This window comes from Brevundimonas sp. AVps7 (assembly GCF_058681545.1).
Map to the genome: position 1 here is coordinate 1841590 of NZ_CM178742.1, position 18132 is coordinate 1859721.

Below are 18132 nucleotides of genomic sequence, written 5' to 3' on the forward strand. Positions count from 1 at the left end.
CATGCCGCATCGTCTGATTCTTGCCGCCGGCGTTCTCGCCGCGTCGATCTCGCTCGCCGCCTGCAAGCCTGCGCCGGCGGTCGACACGACCCGAACGAACGACGAAGTGGCGGCGAAGGCTGCCGAATTGGCCCCGCCCCTGACGGCCGCCGGAGCCGCGGAGACGATCGCCGCGATCAACCCGGACAATGACGACCTGCAACTGGCCGCCGGCGTCGTACAGGTCGATGATTTTTCGGAACAGCCGGTCCATCTGTTCGGCGTGCGGGGCAATGACCCGGGCGTCAACGGCCTGCACGTCTACGCCAGCTTCATGGTCGATGGACAGTCGTCCGCGATCTATCCGATCGCCGATGTCGAGGCCTATGAGGTGGTCTCGGTGCAGGCGGGCAAGATCGGCATCACGCTCAGCGAAGCCGCCTACGACGAGGCGAAGGGCGAGCTGGTTCCGCACGAACGCAAGATCATCCTCGCCTGGACCGACGGCCCCAACGGCGGCCCGCCGACGGCGTTGACCGTCACGCCCGCGACCTGACCGGCTTGCCATGCCGTTTGGGGAGCGCGAAAGTGAAGCTTCACCATAACGGAGAGAGTTTCATGTCGTCTCGCCTGCCTGCCGCCATTGCCCTGTCGATCGCTGTCTCCGCCGGCGCCTGTGACGCCACACCGGCGGCCAAGGTCGCCTCCACGACCGAGGCCCCCGCCGCCGCCCAGGCCGCCCCGCTGACCGCAACGGGAACCGCGACGCCGCTGACCCCGGAACCGGAAACTGACGAGAGCCTGATGTCCGCCGCCAGCGTCGTGCGGGTCGACTGGGTTGGCGCTGGCAGCGCCAAGATGTTCGGAACGGCGGGCGGCGATCCGGCCGCGAATGGACTGTACACCTACATCGCCTTCTTCACCTCGCCCGGCGACGGCTGGGTAATCTACAACCTCGGAAACATTCTGGACTATACGGTCCTGGCGTCCGAGATCGGCCGCGTCGATCTCGACCTGCATGAAAGCGTCTACGACGAGGCCACCGGCGAGATCGGCGACCGCCACCGCAAGGTCATCGTCTCGTGGACGCCGGGCGACGAGGGGGCGCCTCCGACCAACCTCACCGTAACGCCCGCTCAGTAGGCCTGCGGTCCTTGTGCAGCGCGGCACGGGCGGCTAATCCCGCCCGCTTGCACTGAGACTATCGGAGGGCCGCATGGCCATCGACGCAGAGACGGTGAGGAAGGTCGCGCACCTCGCCCGCATCAAGACCCCCGACGACCGGCTGGAGCCTCTCGCCGGCGAGCTGAACAGCATCATGGCCTGGATCGACCAGCTCAACGAAGTCGACGTCGTCGGCGTTGAGCCGATGACCTCCAATGTCGCCCAGCCGCTTCGCCTGCGCGATGACGTCGTCACGGACGGCGCGAAGGTCGAGGCGGTCCTGTCGAACGCGCCGCAATCCGCGGACGGTTTCTACGTCGTGCCCAAGGTGGTCGAATAGTCATGAGCGACCTGACCAAACTGACCCTCAAGGCCGCCGTCGACGGCCTGAAAGCCAAGGCCTTTTCCTCGGAAGAGATCACCCGCGCCTTCGTCTCGAACATCGAGGCCGCCAACCCGACCCTGAACGCCTATGTCGTGACCACGCCGGAGAAGGCGATCGACATGGCGAAGGCCTCCGACGCCCGTATCGCGGCTGGAACCGCCGGCGCCCTGGAAGGCGCGCCTCTGGGCATCAAGGACCTGTTCTGCACCGAGGGCGTCCAGACGACCGCCGGCTCCAACATGCTGCGCGGCTTCGTGCCGCCCTATGAATCCACCGTCACCGCCAACCTGTGGCGCGACGGGGCGGTCATGCTCGGCAAGCTCAACATGGACGAGTTCGCCATGGGCTCGTCGAACGAGACCTCGGCCTTCGGTCCGGTCGTGAACCCGTGGAAATCCAAGGCGTCCAACGCCGACCTGACCCCCGGCGGGTCGTCGGGCGGGTCCGCCTCGGCCGTCGCCGCCGACCTGTGCCTGGCGGCCACGGCCTCGGACACGGGAGGCTCGATCCGCCAGCCCGCCGCCTTCACCGGGACGGTCGGGATCAAGCCCACCTACGGCCGCGCCAGCCGGTTCGGCATGGTCGCCTTCGCCTCCTCGCTGGATCAGGCCGGGCCGATCACGAAGACGGTCGAGGACGCCGCCCTGATGCTGCAGTCCATGTGCAGCTTCGACATCAAGGATTCGACCAGCCTCGACATCCCGACGCCCGACTGGTCCGCCTCGGTCGGCAAGTCGGTCAAGGGGCTGCGCATCGGCGTGCCGCGCGAATACGTCGTCGACGGCATGCCCGCCGAGATCCAGGCCCTGTGGGATCAGGGCGTGGCCTGGCTGCGCGACGCCGGCTGCGAGATCGTCGACATCTCCCTGCCGCATACCAAATACGCCCTGCCGACCTACTATATCGTGGCCCCGGCCGAGGCGTCGTCGAACCTGGCCCGCTATGACGGCATGCGCTTCGGTCATCGGGCGGAAAAGGCGACCAGCCTGACCGACCTCTATGAGACCAGCCGCGCCGAGGGCTTCGGCAAGGAGGTCCAGCGCCGCCTGGTCATCGGCGCCTATGTGCTGTCGGCCGGATTCTACGATGCCTACTACGTCCGGGCCCTGAAGGTCCGCCGTCGCATCGCCGAGGACTTCGACAAGGTCTGGGGTCAGGTCGACGCCATCCTGACTCCGTCGACCCCGTCGGCCGCCTTCGCCCTGGGCGACAAGCAGATCGATCCGGTGACGATGTATCTGAACGACGTCTTCACGGTGACAGCCAACCTCGCCGGTCTGCCGGGGATCTCGGTGCCCGCGGGCGTGGATTCCAACGGATTGCCGCTGGGTCTGCAGGTGATCGGCAAGGCGCTGGACGAGGCGACGGTGCTCCAGGTTGGCGCAGCGCTGGAACAGGCGGCGGGCGGCGTCGGCAAGGCCGAGCGCTGGTGGTGACCTCTTCCCTCTCCCCTTGCGGGAGAGGGAGCCCGCGCACGGCGGCGTAGCCGTCGTCCTTGCGCGGTCGGGTGAGGGGTCCCACCCAAAGCCGGAATGGGCGGATCGATGCTGAGCTTCAACGCCAGCTTGACCCCTCATCCGACCTCGCTTCGCTCGGCCACCTTCTCCCTCAGGGGGAGAAGGAAAATCGCTCCCCTCGCAATCCCCCCCGGTGAGCGCTACATCCGCACCACGTCACCGTGAGAGCCCATCCATGTCCGATCCCGTCGTCATCGTCGCCTTCGCCCGCACGCCCATGGGCGGCTTCCAGGGAGCCTTCAACGGCGTGAAGGCGACCGAACTCGGGGCCACAGCGGTTCGGGCGGCGGTCGAGCGGTCGGGCGTGTCGCCGGACAAGATCGAGCAGATCTACATGGGCTGCGTCCTGCCGGCCGGCCTCGGCCAGGCCCCGGCGCGTCAGGCGGCCATCGGCGCCGGTCTCGGCCAGCATGTCGAGGCGACCACCGTGAACAAGATGTGCGGCTCGGGCCTGCAGGCCGTGATGATGGCGTCCGACAGCCTCGCGGCCGGCAGCGCCGACATCATCGTTGCGGGCGGCATGGAGTCGATGACCGGCGCCCCGTACCTGATGAACAAGCACCGCGGCGGCGCGCGCATCGGCCACGATGTCATCGTCGACAGCATGTATATGGACGGGCTGGAGGACGCCTATACGCCCGGCAAGCTGATGGGCAACTTCGCCGAGGACTCGGCGCAGACCTACCAGTTCACGCGCGAGCAGCAGGACGCCTACGCCCTCGAAAGCCTCAGCCGTGCGCTGAAGGCGATCGAGAGCGGCGCGTTCAAGGCCGAGATCACTCCGGTCGAGGTCTCGGGCCGCAAGGGGACGGTCACGGTCACCGAAGACGAACAGCCCGGCAAAGCCATGCCGGAGAAGATCCCGACCCTGAAGCCCGCCTTCTCGAAGGACGGCACCATCACCGCCGCCAACGCCTCCTCGATTAGTGACGGCGCCGCCGCCCTGGTCATGACGCGCGAGAGCGTGGCCCGGGCGCTGAACCTGCCCGTCGTCGCCCGCATCGTCAGCCACGCGGCCCACGCCCATGAGCCGGGCCTGTTCACCACGGCACCGGTCCCGGCCATGCAGAAGGCGCTGAAGAAGGCGGGATGGTCGGTCGAGGACGTCGACCTGTGGGAGATCAACGAGGCCTTCGCCGTCGTCCCCATGATCGCCATGCAGGAGATGGGCATCGACCACGCGAAGCTGAACGTGAACGGCGGCGCGACCGCCCTGGGCCACCCCATCGGCGCCTCGGGCGCGCGGGTGCTGACGACCCTCATCTCGGCCCTGCAGACCCGGGGCAAGTCGAAGGGGATCGCCAGCCTCTGCATCGGCGGCGGCGAGGCCGTGGCTCTCGCGGTCGAGCTGGCCTGATGATCGATCTCAGCCGTCGCTCCCTCCTAGGCGCGGCGGCTGTGACCGCTGCGGCGGCCGGCGCCGTCCAGGCCCAGACGATTGCCCCCGCCGACCCGACTGAAGTCGTGCACCTTTGGCCCAACGGCGCGCCCGGCGGTGAAGCCGTCACCGTCACGCCGGTTGTGCCCGAACGGTCGACCGATCCGTCGTTCCACGACCGCTATGCCCAGTACACGACCGACCCGATCCTGACGGTCATGAGGCCCGACCGACCGAACGGCGCGGCCCTGCTGCTGATCCCGGGCGGAGGCTATCGCTGGGCCGTGCTGGACAAGGAGGGGTTCGACGTCGCCCGCGTCTTCGCGGCCGCAGGCATCACCTGTTTCGTCCTGCGCTATCGTCTGCCCGCCGACGGCTGGGCCGCCGGGCCGAATGCGCCCTTGCAGGATGCCCAGCGGGCGCTGCGCCTGATCCGCGCCCACGCCGATGACTACGGCGTCGATCCGGCACGGATCGCCTGCCTGGGCGCCTCCGCCGGCGGCCATCTGGCCGGTCTGCTGGCTGCCCGGTCCGACGCGACCTATGAGGCCGTCGATTCGGCCGATGAGGTCTCGCATCGGCCCGACCTGAACGTCCTGCTCTACCCCGTCGCCACCCTGGCCGATCCCTTCGCCCACAAGGGATCGCGCGAGCATCTGCTGGGGACCTCCCCCGCGCCCCAACAGATCACCGCATGGTCGCTCGACAGGATGGACTGGACCGGCGTCGGCCCCACCGTCCTGATCCACGCCCTCGACGACGCCAGCGTGCCCCCGGAGAACAGCCTGCACCTGCTGGCCGCCCTGCGCGCCGGGCATGTGACCTCGGAGGCCCATCTGTTTCAGGAGGGCGGCCACGGCTTCGGCATCCGCCTGATCGCCGGAAAGCCTGCCGCTGTGTGGCCCGAACTGGTCCAGGCCTTCGGTCGCCGGAACGGCTGGCTTACCGCGTAACGGCGCGATCCACAGGTTTCGAAGGCGTCGTCACCGGGCGTGGTTTCACCTCCCGCATCAGGCGGATCAAGGCTTCCGAGCCTGTCGACAGAACGATCACCCTGACACCTGTTTTTGCGAGTTGTTCGCAACATTGCGTCGTCTTCCGCGTCGTGGCAAGCCGGTTTCCGGCGGCTTTTTGATCGGATGACGACCATGCGAAGCGACGGAAAACTCGACTATCTGGAGCTGCCCTCCACCGGCCTGCCGGAAACAAAGGCCTTCTATGCCGCCGCCTTCGGCTGGACCTTCCAGGACTATGGCCCCACCTACGCCGCCTTCGACCAGGGCTTGGACGGCGGTTTCGACGCCGACCCCGAACGGCCAGCAGCGCCCCTCCCCGTCCTCTACGCCGAGAACCTCCCGGCCATGCTGGAGAAGGTCGAGGCGGCCGGCGGCACCATCCTGAAACCCATTTTCGACTTCCCCGGCGGCCAGCGCTTTCACTTCCGTGACCCGTCCGGAAACGAGCTGGCGGTCTGGTCCGAGGGCGGATGAAGTCCTGCGGCGACTGCGGCCTGTGTTGCAAGATCATGGGCGTCACCGCCCTTGAGAAGCCTGCGGGCCGCTGGTGCCGCCATTTCGGCAAGACGACCGGCTGCGCCATCTATGAGGACCGGCCGAACGACTGCCGCGTCTTCAACTGCCTGTGGCTGCTGACCGAAGCGCTGGACGACAGCTGGAAACCGACGACCTCAGGCTTCGTCCTTCATTCCGAGCTGGGCGGCGCGCGCCTGATCGTCGAATGCGACGCCGCCCGGCCCCATGACTGGCGGCGCGAGCCCTATGAGGCCCAACTACGCCGCTGGGCCGCTGCCGAGGGTCAGGAAGTGCTCGTCTTCGCGGGCAAGCGCGGGGTCCGACTGGCCGAGACGGATACGCCGGTGCGGCGGGCCTAGCGGACGTCGATGGACTGGCCGATCCGTTCCGCCAGGGTCCGGTCGGCGCCATCCACGCTGGTGATCCAGACGTGGACCTCCTGCGGCGCGGTCGTGCGGGTGAACAGGTGCTCCAGTGCGACGCGACGGCCGTCCTCGGTCGCCACGACCGAGGCGCGGGCCCCGGCCTCGACCACCTCGCCCGAGTAGATCGGGAACTGCGACGCCGGTCCGGCATAGACCATCACCAGCGGCTGCTGGCCCCTGCGGATCGTCCAGATGTTGAAGTTCGGCCCCGGTCGGCCGGTTGTGATGGTGAACCCGGCCGGGAGATCGACCGTGAACGGCAGGGCCCGGATCGCCGGCGCGTCCAGCACCGTCATCGGCGGAGGCGGCGGTGCAACTGGCGCTGCGACCGGAGGCGCGGTTACGGGCACAGTTGCTACAGGAGGTGTCACTCGCGGGGACGGAGCCGGAGCGATCGTGGTTGGCGCGGGCGTCGCCCGCGGGGTTGTGGTCGGGGCGGGCGTCGCCCGAGGCGCGGGAGCCGCCGTGGCGGGCGCAGGACCCGTGGCGCGCGGAACCGGAACTGCCGTTGCCGGAGCCGCCGTCGCGGGACGAGGCGTCGGCGCGACGACGGTTGGCGCAGGCGTCGTCGGCGCGGCCGTCACGGGGGCCGACGGTCTCGGCGCGACGGGAGCGTCGCCGCTCGGCCGGGCCCGGGGGGGACCGGAGATGATCGGTGGCGGCGCCGGGGTCGATCGTGGCGTGACGGCTGCAGGCGCCGATGCACCCGGCGCGCTCGAGACGGACGGTGACAGGGGCGCCGGAGCGGTGGCCGAAGGCGGCGCGCTGGCGGCAGGCAGAGGCATGGGCGCGGTGCGCGGCGGCGCGGCGACCGCCGATGGCGGCGCCGAGTTCAGGCTGCGGGTCAGGGCGCTGCCGACGGACGGCGCGGGCTGGGCCGGGGTCTGACTTTGACCCGATCCGGCAATCAGGAGGGCGGCGAGTACGAGCGCATGCGACATGGGAAGACCATCGCCTTTCAGCCCATGAACGGCAAGCTTCTCAGCACATAGGCGACGACCGCGACTGCGACCGATCCGGCGACGCACAGGGCCGCGAACCAGGCCAGCTTCTTCCACAAGGGGCCGCTGTCTTCGTCCGCCTCGGGCGGGGGTACGGGTTCAATGATGATAGCCGGCCTCCTCGTCGATCTTGCCGCGGAACACCCAGTAGACCCAGCCGGTGTAGGCCAGGATCAGGGGCAGGATGACTGCCGTCCCGACCAGCATCAGAGCCAGCGCATTGTCGGGCGCCGCCGCCTGTCGGAAGTTCAGGGCATAGGGCACGATATAGGGTGCGAACCCGGCGGCCAGCCCCAGATAGCCGGACAGGAAGACCAGCAGGGCGCCGACGAAGGGCCAGCGGTGCGACCCCTTGCGGCTCATCACGAACACGATGCCCAGACCGATCAGGCCCAGTAGCGGGATCGGCAAAAGCGGCAGCAAATCCGCCAGCTCCAGCGCGAACCCGTCATGCAGGTCGAAGCCCCACCGCGCCGCAATGCGCGGATGGATCGCCAACGTCGCCACGCTGACCGCCGCCAGCAGCCCCGTCACCGCCAACGCTGAAATACTGGTCCAGCGCCTGGCGTCACCATGCAGATTGTCCTTCGTCTTCATCATCAGCCATGCCCCGCCCAGCAGGGCGTAGCCGGCCACCAGACCGGCGGCGACCAGCAGGGTATAGGGCGTCAGCCAGTCGAATTGTCCGCCCGCGAACCGGTCGTCGCGCACCGTCACGCCCTGGATGAAACCCCCCAGCACCAGCCCCTGCGCCACCGCCGTCAGGATCGATCCTCCGGCGAACATCTGGGTCCAGAACTTGCGCCCCCTGTCCCGCGCCCGGAAGCGGAACTCGAACGCCACCCCTCTGAGGATCAGGCCCGCCAGCATCAGCAGGATCGGCAGGTACAGCGCCGGCATCAGCACCGAATAGGCCAGCGGGAAGGCCGCCAGCAGCCCCCCTCCTCCCAGCACCAGCCAGGTCTCGTTGCCGTCCCAGACCGGGGCGATCGTGTTCATCATCACATCCCGCTCGCCCGGCGTCTTCGCGAACGGGAACAGGATTCCGATGCCGAGATCGAACCCGTCCAGCGTCACGTAGAGCAGGACAGCGACGGCGATCAGTCCGGCCCAGATCAGTTGCAGGTCGAGGGTCATTACGTGCCTCCACGAACGCCGTCGGGTCCGTCAGGGGTGGTGTCTTCGGGCGCCTGGGCCAGCGGCGTGCCCGGCGGTCTCTGTCCGCGCGGCGGCGGTGCGGTCACGGCGGCGACCGGTCCCTCGGCCATCAATCTCAGGATGAAGATGGCCCCGGCGGTGAACACCACGGAGTAGACCAGGATATAGGCGATCAGCGAGGTCGCGACCTGGCTGGCGATGACCGGCGAGACGGCGTCGCGCGTCTTCAGCACCCCGTAGACGACCCACGGTTGGCGTCCGACCTCGGTGACCATCCAGCCGGCCAGGACGGCGATGAAGCCGGTCGGTCCCATCAGGACGGCGAAACGCAGGAACAGCGGGCTCTCGAAGATCCGCTTCCGCCAGATCAGCACTGCACCCCAGGCCCCCAGGCCGATCATCAACAGACCCAGGCCGACCATGATCCGGAAGCCGAAGAAGGGAATGAAGGGCGGCGGCTGATCCTCTCGCGCCCAGCTGTCCAGGCCCTGGATGACCTCATCCTTCGGCACGCCCTGGATCCAGTTGCCGACGCCAGGGATGGAGACCTCGAAATGGTTCTTTTGCGCGTCGCGATCAGGGATGCCGAACAGGTGAAGCGGCTGATCGGCTCGGGTTTCCCAGTAGCCTTCGATGGCGGCGGTCTTGGACGGCTGATACTTGTGCGCGACCTCTCCCGAGGCGTGGCCGACGATCAGTTGCAGGGGCGCCAGTACGGCGATCAGGCCCACCGCCATGACCAGCGCAATCCGGCTCTCGCTCCAGCCCCCGGTCTTCACGCCGGCGGCGCGGTCCTTGAGCAGCCGGTAGGCCGAGGCCCCGCCGACGACCAGCCCTGTCGTCAGGAAGGCGGCCAGCAGCATGTGCGCCAGTCGCGACGGGAAGCTGGGGTTGAAGATGACCTGCATATAGTCGGTGGCCTGGAACCGGCCGTCGGCCATGATCTGGAACCCTTGGGGCGTCTGCATCCAGCTGTTGGCCGACAGGATCCAGAAGGCCGAGATGGTCGTCCCGATAGCCACCAGCAGGGTGGAGGCGAAGTGCAGCTTCGGTCCGACCTTCTTCCAGCCGAACAGCATGACCCCCAGGAAAGACGCCTCCAGGAAGAAGGCCGTCAGCACCTCATAGGCCAGCAGCGGCCCGATCACCCCGCCCGTCAGGCGGATGAACTCACTCCAGTTCGTGCCGAACTGGTAGCTGAGCACCACGCCGGACACGACGCCCATGCCGAAGCTGAGGGCGAAGATCTTGACCCAGAACAGGTAGAGGACCTTGAACGCCTCGCGCTTCGTCCAGAGCCACAAACCCTCCAGCACGGCCAGATAGGCCGCCAGCCCGATCGTGAAGGCCGGGAAGAGGATGTGAAAGGCGATGGTGAAGGCGAATTGCAGTCGCGACAACAAGAGAGCGTCGAGGTCCACGGGCGGTATCCTGATGGCCGTATATGGGCAGCGGCGTGGGCCTGCGGGGCAACCTTGTCCAGCGCATGCCGCGACGCGCGACAGTCCGTCGCGGTATTTCATCCATCAGTGAATATCGGCAGTCAGGCGGCGGGCAGTTCGATCCAGAAGGTCGCGCCTTCGCCCGCTACGGACTCCACGCCGATGGAGCCGCCCTGCAGCTCAACGAGCCGCTTGGCCAGGGCCAGGCCGATGCCGTGTCCCTCGATCGCCGACCGCTCCAGCCCCAGCCGGTTGAACGGTTCGAACAGCTGGGCCTGCTTCTCGGGAGACAGACCGGGCCCCTTGTCGACCACCTCGATGCGGACGCCGTCGTAGACCCGCTTCGCCCGGAACAGGACCTCGCCGCCGGCGGCGCCGTATTTCACGGCGTTGGTCGCCAGATTGTCGACGACCTGGGCCAGACGCTGGGAATCGGCCAGGGCCACCAGACCGTCGCCTTCGCAGATGACCTTGACCGACAGCATCCGGGCTTCCGGACGCATGGCCGTGGTGCGGCGCACGTCTTCCAGGATGCCGGGAATGTCGGTCGGGCGCATCTCAACCTTGACCGCTCCGGACTCGGCGCGGGCGACGTCGAGCAGGTCGTGCGACAGGGCCTCGACCTGCCGGGCCGTCTTGACCAGCATGGCGGCCATCTCGGCCTGGGTCTCGGTCACGGGGCCGAGCTGGCCGCTCGCCCACAGGTCGCCGATGCCGATGACCCCGCCGATGGGGCTCTTGATCTCGTGGGCCACATTGGCCAGCAGCCGCGACTTGGCGGCCGATGCCTTCTCGGCGCGAAGCTGTCCCGCCTTGGCCCGCGCCGACAGGCGGTCGCGTTCTTCCAGCAGGGAGGCGACCAGCAGGATCGGCAGATAGCCGAACAGGATCGTCAGTTGCAGCAGCACAGCGCGTTCGGCCAGATCGCCGACCACCAGACGCCAGGGGCCCGCTCCCATGATCAGGGAGCTCAGGGACATCACGGAAATGACCACCAGGGCGGCGGTCGCTCCCAGGACCCTCAGACGGGCCGCGATGACGATGAGCACGGGCACCAGGACGAAGCCCAGCGGCATGTTCAGCACGAAATAGATCGTCACGCAGACGGCGATCAGCAGACCGAACGTCAGCACCGTCTCAAGCGCGCGCCACGGATTGAACATCGCCCGGATGGCCCGCATGTCGAGAGCGAGCACGAACGATCCGATCACCGCCAGGCCCAGAGCATGGCCGAACCACCAGGTCTGGAAGGTCGGCAGGAACGCAGCCCCACGGATCAGGAACAGGAAGCTGGCTGCGGCAAGCCCTGCTACGGCGGGGGCGACGACCGCGGTGCATAGAATGAACCGGCACGCGCCGGCCACAGTGGCCAGGTTGAGGGTGGGGGCGAACCGCCGGGCCAGCCACACGGCCAGCACGATCTCCAGCATGTTGAGCGCAGTGAATCCCGCCGACAAAACCGGCCCGTTGCCGGCCAGGAACTCTCCTGCCAGAACCCCGAACGCCATCAAGCCGCCGAAGGCCAGGTCGTAGCCGACGCCGCGACCGCTTCTCAGCCAGACTGCGACGGCGAGACCGTTGGCCGCCCAAAGGGCCGCAACCATGTCGGCTGTGCGGGCCGTCGAGATCGCCACGATCACCAGAACGGCCACGGCCAGAACGGTCAGCATGGGGGCCAGAGGCTGGGCGAACAGAGCGGCGGCCGTGGATGTCCGACCCGGACGCGCAGCTGCGGCAGGCTCAAACGGCTCCACATCGGTCGCGGTTATCGCGCGGGTTTGAGGCATTAACGGCGACTCTGGGCGGGGAACTGGACCCGACCCTTAACCACAGCTTCCTAATATCCCCTGAAGCAGGATTATCCGGCCAGAACCGCCGAAAACCGGCGCACGGCCTCAGCGGGTCCGAGGGGATGCGACCACACCCCTGCGCTGACCGCGATGAAATCCGCGCCGGCCGCAACGAGCAGCGCGGCGTTGTCGACGGTGATGCCGCCGATGGCCACCGACGGAATCTCCATCGTCTCCTGCCAGATGCTCAGGATGTCCGGTTCCGGCCGATGCGCGGTCTCCTTGGTCGAGGTGGGGTAGAAGGCGCCAAAGGCCACGTAGTCGGCCCCCTGCTCGGCCGCCTCCATGCCCAGATGGCGGCTGTCATGGCAGGTCGCGCCGATCATCGCCGACTTGCCCATGATGCGACGGGCCGAGGCCACCGAGGCGTCCTCCTGACCCACGTGCACGCCGTCACAGCCCAGGGCCGAGGCCAGATCCGGCCGATCATTGAGGATCACCGCCACGCCCCGGCTCTGGGCGACGGGGGCGAGCCGGCGCACGGCCGCAACGATCTGCTCGTCCGACGCCGGCTTGATCCGGATCTGCAACGCCGCGACCGGGCCCGCATCCAGAGCCACCTCGAGCTGGGCTGCAAAGGCGTCCAGGTCGTCGATAACGGGAGGGGTGATCAGATACAGTTGGCAGGCGGGCGCGGACATGGGTCGCAGGTGCGACGCCTGCGACGCCGCGTCAACCACCCGCCGTTGCGAACGCGTTGCAATCGCCCGCACACCTGCTATAGCGAACCAATCGCAACTGATGTTCCGGGGCGGCCCTTCCTTGTACGTGTGCAACTGTAACGGTCTGAGACAACGCGACGTGGCGCGCGCGATCGAGGCGGGCGCGACCCGCCCGCGCGAAGTTTTCCAGCGCAATCAATGCGAAGCGCAATGCGCCAAATGCGTCTGCGAAATGCGCCAGATGATCTCGGAAAGCCGCGAAGCCTTCGCCCTGGCCGCCGAGTAGGTTCGCAGTCCTGCGGACCAAAATCATTCGCAATATCAATGAGCCGATAAGCACTCGCAACTGAACACAGGCATTTTTCCTGTGCTATGCCACCAGCCGTGAACGACCCCCGACGGGGTCGTCGGCAGAGCCAAGGACGAGACGGCCATGAAGGGCGACCCCGCGATCATCCGCACCCTCAACGCGGTGCTGACCAACGAGCTGACGGCGGTCAACCAGTACTTCCTGCACGCCCGCATGTTCGAGAGCTGGGGCCTGAAGCACCTCGGCCAGATCATCTACGACGAGTCGATCGGCGAGATGAAACACGCCGACAAGCTGATCAAGCGCATCCTCTTCCTGGACGGCCTTCCGAATCTGCAGGACCTGCACAAGCTCAAGATCGGCGAGACGGCGATCGAATGCCTCGGGGCCGACCTGCAGCTGGAACTGGGCGGTCGCGACACCGTGGTCGCCGGCGTGGCCCAGGCCGAAGCCGCCTCCGACTTCGTCAGCCGCCAGATCCTGATGGAAATCCTGGCCGACACCGAAGAGCACATCGACTTCCTCGAGGCCCAGTTCAAGCTGATCGAACAGCTGGGCGAGCAGAACTACCTGCAGTCGGCCATGACCGAGATCGCCCCGGACAAGTCCGCCACCGGCAACTGACCTACAGGACTTCGCGGCGGCTCAGGTGGGCCACCGCGAGGACCAGGACCACCAGCCCGAGGCCACAGCCGAGCGCCAGAGCCGTGTTCACGCGCCAGGCTTCGGTCGCCAGCATGTTCACCGGCATCTGCCAGGGGAAGAACACCCCCTGCTTCGCCGACGTCGCCACAACCGAGAAGAATGTCCCGCCTATGCCGATCCCCAGGGCCGGTACGAAGCTGGCGAACCGCAGGGCGGTCCAAAGCTGTATGGCGGTCAGGAGCAGGCCGGCGAGGTACATCTGGGCGGCCAGACCCGCGTAGCGCCCGATCTCGAACGGGCCCGTCGGCTGGAGGTCGGGCCGGATCAGCAGGCCCAGCCTGACGGCCGCCCAGGCCATGACCGGCACGGCGATGCTCATCAGGGCGATGACGGTCAGGACGCTCGTCGCCTTGGCCGCATAGTGCCGCCAGCGCGGGATCGGCAGGGCTCGGAGATGATCCCAGGACTTCGGACCATGCTCCATGTGCGCCACCAGGGCGGTCAGGGCCGTCACGCTCATCGGCAGCATGAAGAAGGCCCATATCCCGGCGGCGGTGAGCATCCACTCGCCCCAGTCCTTGGGGTTCTTGTCCCGCAGAAGCATGAAGAACAGGAAGATGGCGATCAGGGTCGGGGCGATGACGGCCAGGACGGCCGCGAGGGATCGGTTCAGTTTCCTGAACTCGACCTGGAGCGAAGCGAGCATCAGACGGTCTCCGGCTGGCTGTTGACGGGGCCGGGACCGGCCACCTTCCTGTAGATCCCCTCAAGCGTCCGTGGCCGGGCGCCGATGGAGAAGACGGCGACGCCGGCCTCGTTCAGCATCCGGTTCAGCAGACCCGCCTCCGTGCGGGCGTCCTCGCCGGGCTTGAGACGGACGATCACGCAGCCATCACCGCCGACCACTTCCACGCCGCGTGCGGAGATCAGGGCTGTGGCGCGCGGCGCATCATCGGTTCCGATCTCGATCTCCGTCGTCAGGGCGGCCTTCAGCCGGCTCAGTTCGCCTTCCAGCACGAGCCGGCCCTCGCTGAGGATGCCGATATGACTGGCGGTCTGTTCGAGCTCGCCCAGCAGGTGGCTGGACAACAGGACCGTGGCCCCGGTGCGGTCGGGCAGCTGCTTCAGGAAGCGGCGCATGTCCGCGATACCGTCGGGGTCCAGCCCGTTGGTCGGCTCGTCCAGAACCAGCAGAGGCGGCGCTCCCAGCATCGAGCGGGCCAGCCCCAGCCTCTGACGCATGCCCAGCGAATAGTCAGACACCCGTCGGCGAGCGTTCTCCTGCATCTCGACGACTTCCAGCACACGGTCGACCTCGGTCGCCGGGACGCCCAGCAGGGTCCGGGTCAGCTCCAGGTTCTCCCGTCCGGTCAGGTTGGCGTAGAAGCCGTGCGCCTCGAGCAGGCTGCCGATATTTCGCGCGGCCGCCCGGCGGTCCCGAACGACGTCCAGGCCGCAGATCCGCGCCTCGCCCGCGCTGGGATGGATCAGACCCAGCAGCATCTTCAGGGTCGTCGTCTTGCCCGCCCCATTGCGTCCAAGGAAGCCGTAGACGGCGCGTTCGGGGACCGTCATCGACACCGCATCGACCGCCAGATGGCGTCCGAAGCGGCGCGTCAGGCCTTGGGTTTCGATCGTGGGCGGCATGGTCCGGCGCTCGCTTTCGTTTAAGTCTTAGATAAAGTTGCAAACCCCTCGTCTTTAAGTCAAGATTAAAGATGAGACAGGAATTCAGCGACGCCATGACCACTCAGGACCTCACCCGTTTCCGCCAGATGTGCGGCCAGTTCCGCTGGCTGGCCGTCTTCATGGTGTTGAGCGTCGGGGCGATTCTGACCCTGATGTATTTGGTCGCGCCGCTGATGCTGAACCTGCGCGGACAGCTGCCGGACTATGGCTTTCGCGTCCTGACGGGGCTGATCATGGCGTCCCCGTCGATCTGCTATCTGTTCGGCGTCTGGTCCATCGGACGGGCCCTCAGCCAGATCTCCAGGGGCCGGCTGATCCAGCCCATCCTCGCCGATGCCCTGCGCCGCGTCGGCCTGGCCCTCGGAATCGGCGGCGTGCTCGCCGTCTTCGCCGTCAGCAACCTGCTGCGCCTGATCGGCGAGACCAAAGGCGGCTATCTGAACTTCGACGTCGCCTCCATGACCCTGGGCATGATCGGCGGAGCCTTGTTCCTGCTGGGCCGCGTGGTGGATCAGGCCGACCGGGTGCAGGCCGAGCTGGACGAGATCATCTGATGCCCGTGCGCGTGACGCTCGACCGGCTGATCGTCGCCCGCGGCATCAAGGCCCGCGACCTGGCCGCCGAGGTGGGCCTCAGCGAGACACAGCTGTCCCTGTTCCGGTCGGGCAAGGTGAAGGGTATCCGCTTCTCCACCCTGGCCCGGATCTGCGCTGCCCTGAACTGCCGGCCCGGCGACCTGCTGGACTACGACCACGACCCGGCCGACCTCGCATCGACCGACGACGAGACCTGAGCCGGAACCGCTCCGCCCGCCGACCATTCCGCTCCTGCCTGGAGGAGCCGGAATGACCGATATCGACGAGACCATCGACGACGTGCGCGAAGCCGCCGCCGACTTCCTCAATGCGGGCGAGCGCAGCCCCGGACACGTCGCGCTTGGCGTCGCGGTCACGATAGGATTCGCTCTTCTCGCCAGCGGCCTGGCCACGGGCGCAATCAAGCCGCCCCGCCGCACGGCGTCCCAGCTGAGAGATGGCTCGGCGCCCGTGGCCGAGCGCCCGCGCGGCGCCTTCAGCCTGGTCTTGCCGGCCGTCTTCTCGGCCACAACCCTTTCGGCGGTGCGCGTCTGGAACGCCCCGTCGAACAAGACCCGCACCAGCGCCATGATCCTGTGGGCCGGCGCCCAGGCCATCAACGCCGCCTGGATCGCGCTGCGCCCTGCCAGCCGCGGCATGCAGATCGCCGCCGCCATGACCTCAGCGGGGCTCGCCGCCGCCTTCGCCCACGAGGCTCGCAAGCTGGATGCGACCGCCGGCAAATTGGCGTCTCCAACCGGCAGGGGCGTGAGGATGGCCAACTTCATCGATCGCAAGGCCGAGGCCAGCCAGACGACCGTTCATTGAACTCGGGCCGCGTCTCCCTCAGCTTGCCCTGATCGCGCGCTTCCTCTAGGGATCGCGCCCGATTTCGCGCGCCGTACCGGCAGCGCCCCAACCCCCTGTGATTCCCATGGCGAAAATCAACGGCAACACCATCAAGCCGGGCATGGTCCTGCAACACAACAACGGCCTGTGGGTCGTCACCAAGGCCAGCCACGTCAAGCCCGGCAAGGGCGGCGCCTTCGCCAACGTCGAGGCCAAGAACCTCGAGACCGGCAACAAGCTGAACGAACGCTTCCGTTCGGAAGACAAGGTCGAGCGTGTCACGCTCGAACAGAAGGACTTCTCCTACCTGTACGAACAGGGCGACGCCCTGGTCTTCATGGACGACGCCACCTACGAACAGATCGAGCTGCAGAAGACCTGGGTCGGCGAGGATTCGATCCCCTATCTGCAGGACGGCATGAAGGTCGTCATCGAGATGCACGACGATCGTCCGATCGGCCTCAACCTGCCCGATCAGGTGACGGTGACCGTCGCCGAGACCGAACCGACCGTGAAGGGTCAGACCGCCTCGTCGTCCTACAAGCCCGCCATCGCCGACAACGGCGTGCGCATCATGATCCCGCCGTACATGTCGGCCGGCGAACGCATCATCGTCGACACGACGACGGGCGAATACGTCCGCCGCGCCGAATAGGCCGACGAACGACTTACGACCGGAGGCGCATGTCGCGCCCCTGTGAACTTCTCCGTCTGTCCGGGCGATAAAGCCTTTTCAGGACAGACGGACCAGGAGATCCCCATGGCCCTGTCCTCCGCCCTCGTTTCCGTCATGATCGACGCGGTCCGCAAGACCGCCCGCCCGATGCTCCGCGACTTCGGCGAGGTCGCCCAGCTGCAGGTCTCGCGCAAAGGCCCCGGCGACTTCGTCACAGCCGCCGACGTCAAGGCCGAGGACACCCTCTACGAACTGCTGATGAAGGCCCGCCCCGGCTACGGCTTCCTCGGCGAAGAGCGCGGCATGATCGAGGGCACCGACAAGTCCCACACCTGGATCGTCGATCCGATCGACGGCACGACCAACTTCATGCACGCCATGCCCCACTTCGCCATCACCGTGGGCCTGCAGCGTTATGCGCCCGACGGCTCGTCGGAGATCGTCGCGGGCGTCACCTACAATCCCATCGCCAACGAGCTGTTCTGGGCGGAGAAGGGCAAGGGCTGCTATCTGAACGACCAGCGCATCCGTGTCGCAGGCCGTCGCGATCTGTCGGAAAGCCTGATCTCGACCGGCCTGCCATTCATCGGCAAGACCGGTCACGCCCAGTCGATCAAGGACATCCACGCCATCGGCCAGCGCACGGCCGGCATCCGCCGCCTGGGCGCCGCGTCGCTGGACTTCGCCTGGGTCGCCTGCGGCCGTTACGACGCCTTCTTCGAGCGCAACCTGAAGCCTTGGGACGTCGCTGCGGGCATCCTGTTCGTCACCGAGGCCGGCGGTCTGGTCACCACCATCGATCCGGACGGAGACCCGAAGACCGGCGTGTCTGTCCTCGCCTGCAACCCCGAACTGCACCCGCAACTGCGCAAGGTGCTGCAGGCCAGCTAGCGTT

The 18132-nt window shown here is 67.6% G+C and carries 23 protein-coding genes; 16 read left to right on the plus strand and 7 right to left on the minus strand.

Annotated elements, in window-relative coordinates:
* Position 1 precedes the first annotated feature (1 nt).
* The 8 genes from ACW17Y_RS09215 (at position 2) to ACW17Y_RS09250 (ending at position 6314) form a co-directional block, all read left to right on the plus strand.
* Positions 2-535, plus strand: a complete 534-nt coding sequence (locus ACW17Y_RS09215; protein WP_492035425.1) for a hypothetical protein — start codon at positions 2-4, stop codon at positions 533-535.
* A 62-nt stretch (positions 536-597) separates the two neighbouring features.
* The gene (locus ACW17Y_RS09220; protein ID WP_492035426.1) at positions 598-1122 is read left to right on the plus strand and encodes a hypothetical protein; all 525 of its coding nucleotides are present in this window, start codon (positions 598-600) and stop codon (positions 1120-1122) included.
* A gap of 73 nt (positions 1123-1195) precedes the next feature.
* Positions 1196-1483 (plus strand): Asp-tRNA(Asn)/Glu-tRNA(Gln) amidotransferase subunit GatC, encoded by a 288-nt coding sequence (gatC, locus tag ACW17Y_RS09225; RefSeq protein WP_492035427.1) that lies wholly within the window; start codon positions 1196-1198, stop codon positions 1481-1483.
* Positions 1484-1485: 2 nt separating this feature from the next.
* On the plus strand, positions 1486-2964 hold the full coding sequence (gatA, locus tag ACW17Y_RS09230; RefSeq protein WP_492035428.1) for an Asp-tRNA(Asn)/Glu-tRNA(Gln) amidotransferase subunit GatA: 1479 nt from the start codon (positions 1486-1488) through the stop codon (positions 2962-2964).
* 256 nt (positions 2965-3220) lie between these two features.
* Positions 3221-4402 carry a thiolase family protein gene (locus tag ACW17Y_RS09235; RefSeq protein ID WP_492035429.1) on the plus strand — a complete coding sequence of 394 codons (1182 nt, stop codon included), beginning with the start codon at positions 3221-3223 and terminating at the stop codon, positions 4400-4402.
* Complete coding sequence (locus ACW17Y_RS09240; RefSeq protein ID WP_492035430.1) at positions 4402-5376, plus strand: alpha/beta hydrolase; 975 nt, start codon at positions 4402-4404, stop codon at positions 5374-5376. The genes ACW17Y_RS09235 and ACW17Y_RS09240 overlap by 1 nt, the downstream gene beginning before the upstream one ends.
* A gap of 195 nt (positions 5377-5571) precedes the next feature.
* A complete protein-coding gene (locus tag ACW17Y_RS09245) occupies positions 5572-5913 on the plus strand; it encodes a VOC family protein (protein WP_492035431.1) in 342 nt (113 codons plus the stop codon).
* Positions 5910-6314, plus strand: a complete 405-nt coding sequence (locus ACW17Y_RS09250) for a YkgJ family cysteine cluster protein (RefSeq protein WP_492035432.1) — start codon at positions 5910-5912, stop codon at positions 6312-6314. The genes ACW17Y_RS09245 and ACW17Y_RS09250 overlap by 4 nt, the downstream gene beginning before the upstream one ends.
* Here the strand turns inward: ACW17Y_RS09250 and ACW17Y_RS09255 are convergent.
* Positions 6311-6676: a hypothetical protein gene (locus ACW17Y_RS09255; RefSeq protein WP_492035433.1), complete on the minus strand. Its 366-nt coding sequence runs from the start codon at positions 6674-6676 to the stop codon at positions 6311-6313. The genes ACW17Y_RS09250 and ACW17Y_RS09255 overlap by 4 nt on opposite strands.
* A gap of 100 nt (positions 6677-6776) precedes the next feature.
* Here ACW17Y_RS09255 and ACW17Y_RS09260 point away from each other — a divergent pair, with 100 nt between their 5' ends.
* A complete protein-coding gene (locus ACW17Y_RS09260; protein ID WP_492035434.1) occupies positions 6777-7268 on the plus strand; it encodes a hypothetical protein in 492 nt (163 codons plus the stop codon).
* A gap of 212 nt (positions 7269-7480) precedes the next feature.
* Here the strand turns inward: ACW17Y_RS09260 and cydB are convergent, their stop codons facing one another.
* From cydB to thiE, 4 genes are all read right to left on the minus strand, one after another.
* Complete coding sequence (gene cydB, locus ACW17Y_RS09265) at positions 7481-8518, minus strand: cytochrome d ubiquinol oxidase subunit II (protein ID WP_492035435.1); 1038 nt, start codon at positions 8516-8518, stop codon at positions 7481-7483.
* Positions 8518-9960 (minus strand): cytochrome ubiquinol oxidase subunit I, encoded by a 1443-nt coding sequence (locus ACW17Y_RS09270; protein WP_492035436.1) that lies wholly within the window; start codon positions 9958-9960, stop codon positions 8518-8520. The genes cydB and ACW17Y_RS09270 overlap by 1 nt, the downstream gene beginning before the upstream one ends.
* A 122-nt stretch (positions 9961-10082) precedes the next feature.
* Positions 10083-11768, minus strand: coding sequence for a sensor histidine kinase (locus ACW17Y_RS09275; protein ID WP_492035437.1), 1686 nt, complete (start codon positions 11766-11768; stop codon positions 10083-10085).
* A gap of 71 nt (positions 11769-11839) precedes the next feature.
* A complete protein-coding gene (gene thiE / locus ACW17Y_RS09280; protein ID WP_492035438.1) occupies positions 11840-12472 on the minus strand; it encodes a thiamine phosphate synthase in 633 nt (210 codons plus the stop codon).
* 121 nt (positions 12473-12593) lie between these two features.
* Here thiE and ACW17Y_RS09285 point away from each other — a divergent pair, with 121 nt between their 5' ends.
* Positions 12594-12779 (plus strand): (2Fe-2S)-binding protein, encoded by a 186-nt coding sequence (locus ACW17Y_RS09285; protein WP_428149465.1) that lies wholly within the window; start codon positions 12594-12596, stop codon positions 12777-12779.
* 147 nt (positions 12780-12926) lie between these two features.
* Complete coding sequence (gene bfr, locus ACW17Y_RS09290) at positions 12927-13427, plus strand: bacterioferritin (protein ID WP_492035439.1); 501 nt, start codon at positions 12927-12929, stop codon at positions 13425-13427.
* Between the two features lies 1 nt (position 13428).
* Here the strand turns inward: bfr and ACW17Y_RS09295 are convergent, their stop codons facing one another.
* Together ACW17Y_RS09295 and ACW17Y_RS09300 are read right to left on the minus strand one after the other, a co-directional pair.
* A complete protein-coding gene (locus ACW17Y_RS09295) occupies positions 13429-14154 on the minus strand; it encodes an ABC transporter permease (RefSeq protein WP_492035440.1) in 726 nt (241 codons plus the stop codon).
* Positions 14154-15095, minus strand: a complete 942-nt coding sequence (locus ACW17Y_RS09300; protein ID WP_492035441.1) for an ABC transporter ATP-binding protein — start codon at positions 15093-15095, stop codon at positions 14154-14156. Before ACW17Y_RS09300 ends, ACW17Y_RS09295 begins: the two co-directional genes overlap by 1 nt.
* A gap of 95 nt (positions 15096-15190) precedes the next feature.
* Here ACW17Y_RS09300 and ACW17Y_RS09305 point away from each other — a divergent pair, with 95 nt between their 5' ends.
* The 5 genes from ACW17Y_RS09305 (at position 15191) to ACW17Y_RS09325 (ending at position 18128) form a co-directional block, all read left to right on the plus strand.
* Positions 15191-15691, plus strand: coding sequence for a DUF2975 domain-containing protein (locus tag ACW17Y_RS09305; RefSeq protein ID WP_492035442.1), 501 nt, complete (start codon positions 15191-15193; stop codon positions 15689-15691).
* Positions 15691-15930 (plus strand): helix-turn-helix domain-containing protein, encoded by a 240-nt coding sequence (locus ACW17Y_RS09310; protein WP_492035443.1) that lies wholly within the window; start codon positions 15691-15693, stop codon positions 15928-15930. The genes ACW17Y_RS09305 and ACW17Y_RS09310 overlap by 1 nt, the downstream gene beginning before the upstream one ends.
* A gap of 52 nt (positions 15931-15982) precedes the next feature.
* The gene (locus ACW17Y_RS09315; protein ID WP_492035444.1) at positions 15983-16540 is read left to right on the plus strand and encodes a tryptophan-rich sensory protein; all 558 of its coding nucleotides are present in this window, start codon (positions 15983-15985) and stop codon (positions 16538-16540) included.
* Positions 16541-16646: 106 nt separating this feature from the next.
* Positions 16647-17216, plus strand: a complete 570-nt coding sequence (gene efp / locus ACW17Y_RS09320) for an elongation factor P (RefSeq protein ID WP_492035445.1) — start codon at positions 16647-16649, stop codon at positions 17214-17216.
* A gap of 105 nt (positions 17217-17321) precedes the next feature.
* A complete protein-coding gene (locus ACW17Y_RS09325) occupies positions 17322-18128 on the plus strand; it encodes an inositol monophosphatase family protein (protein ID WP_492035446.1) in 807 nt (268 codons plus the stop codon).
* Positions 18129-18132: the final 4 nt, after the last annotated feature.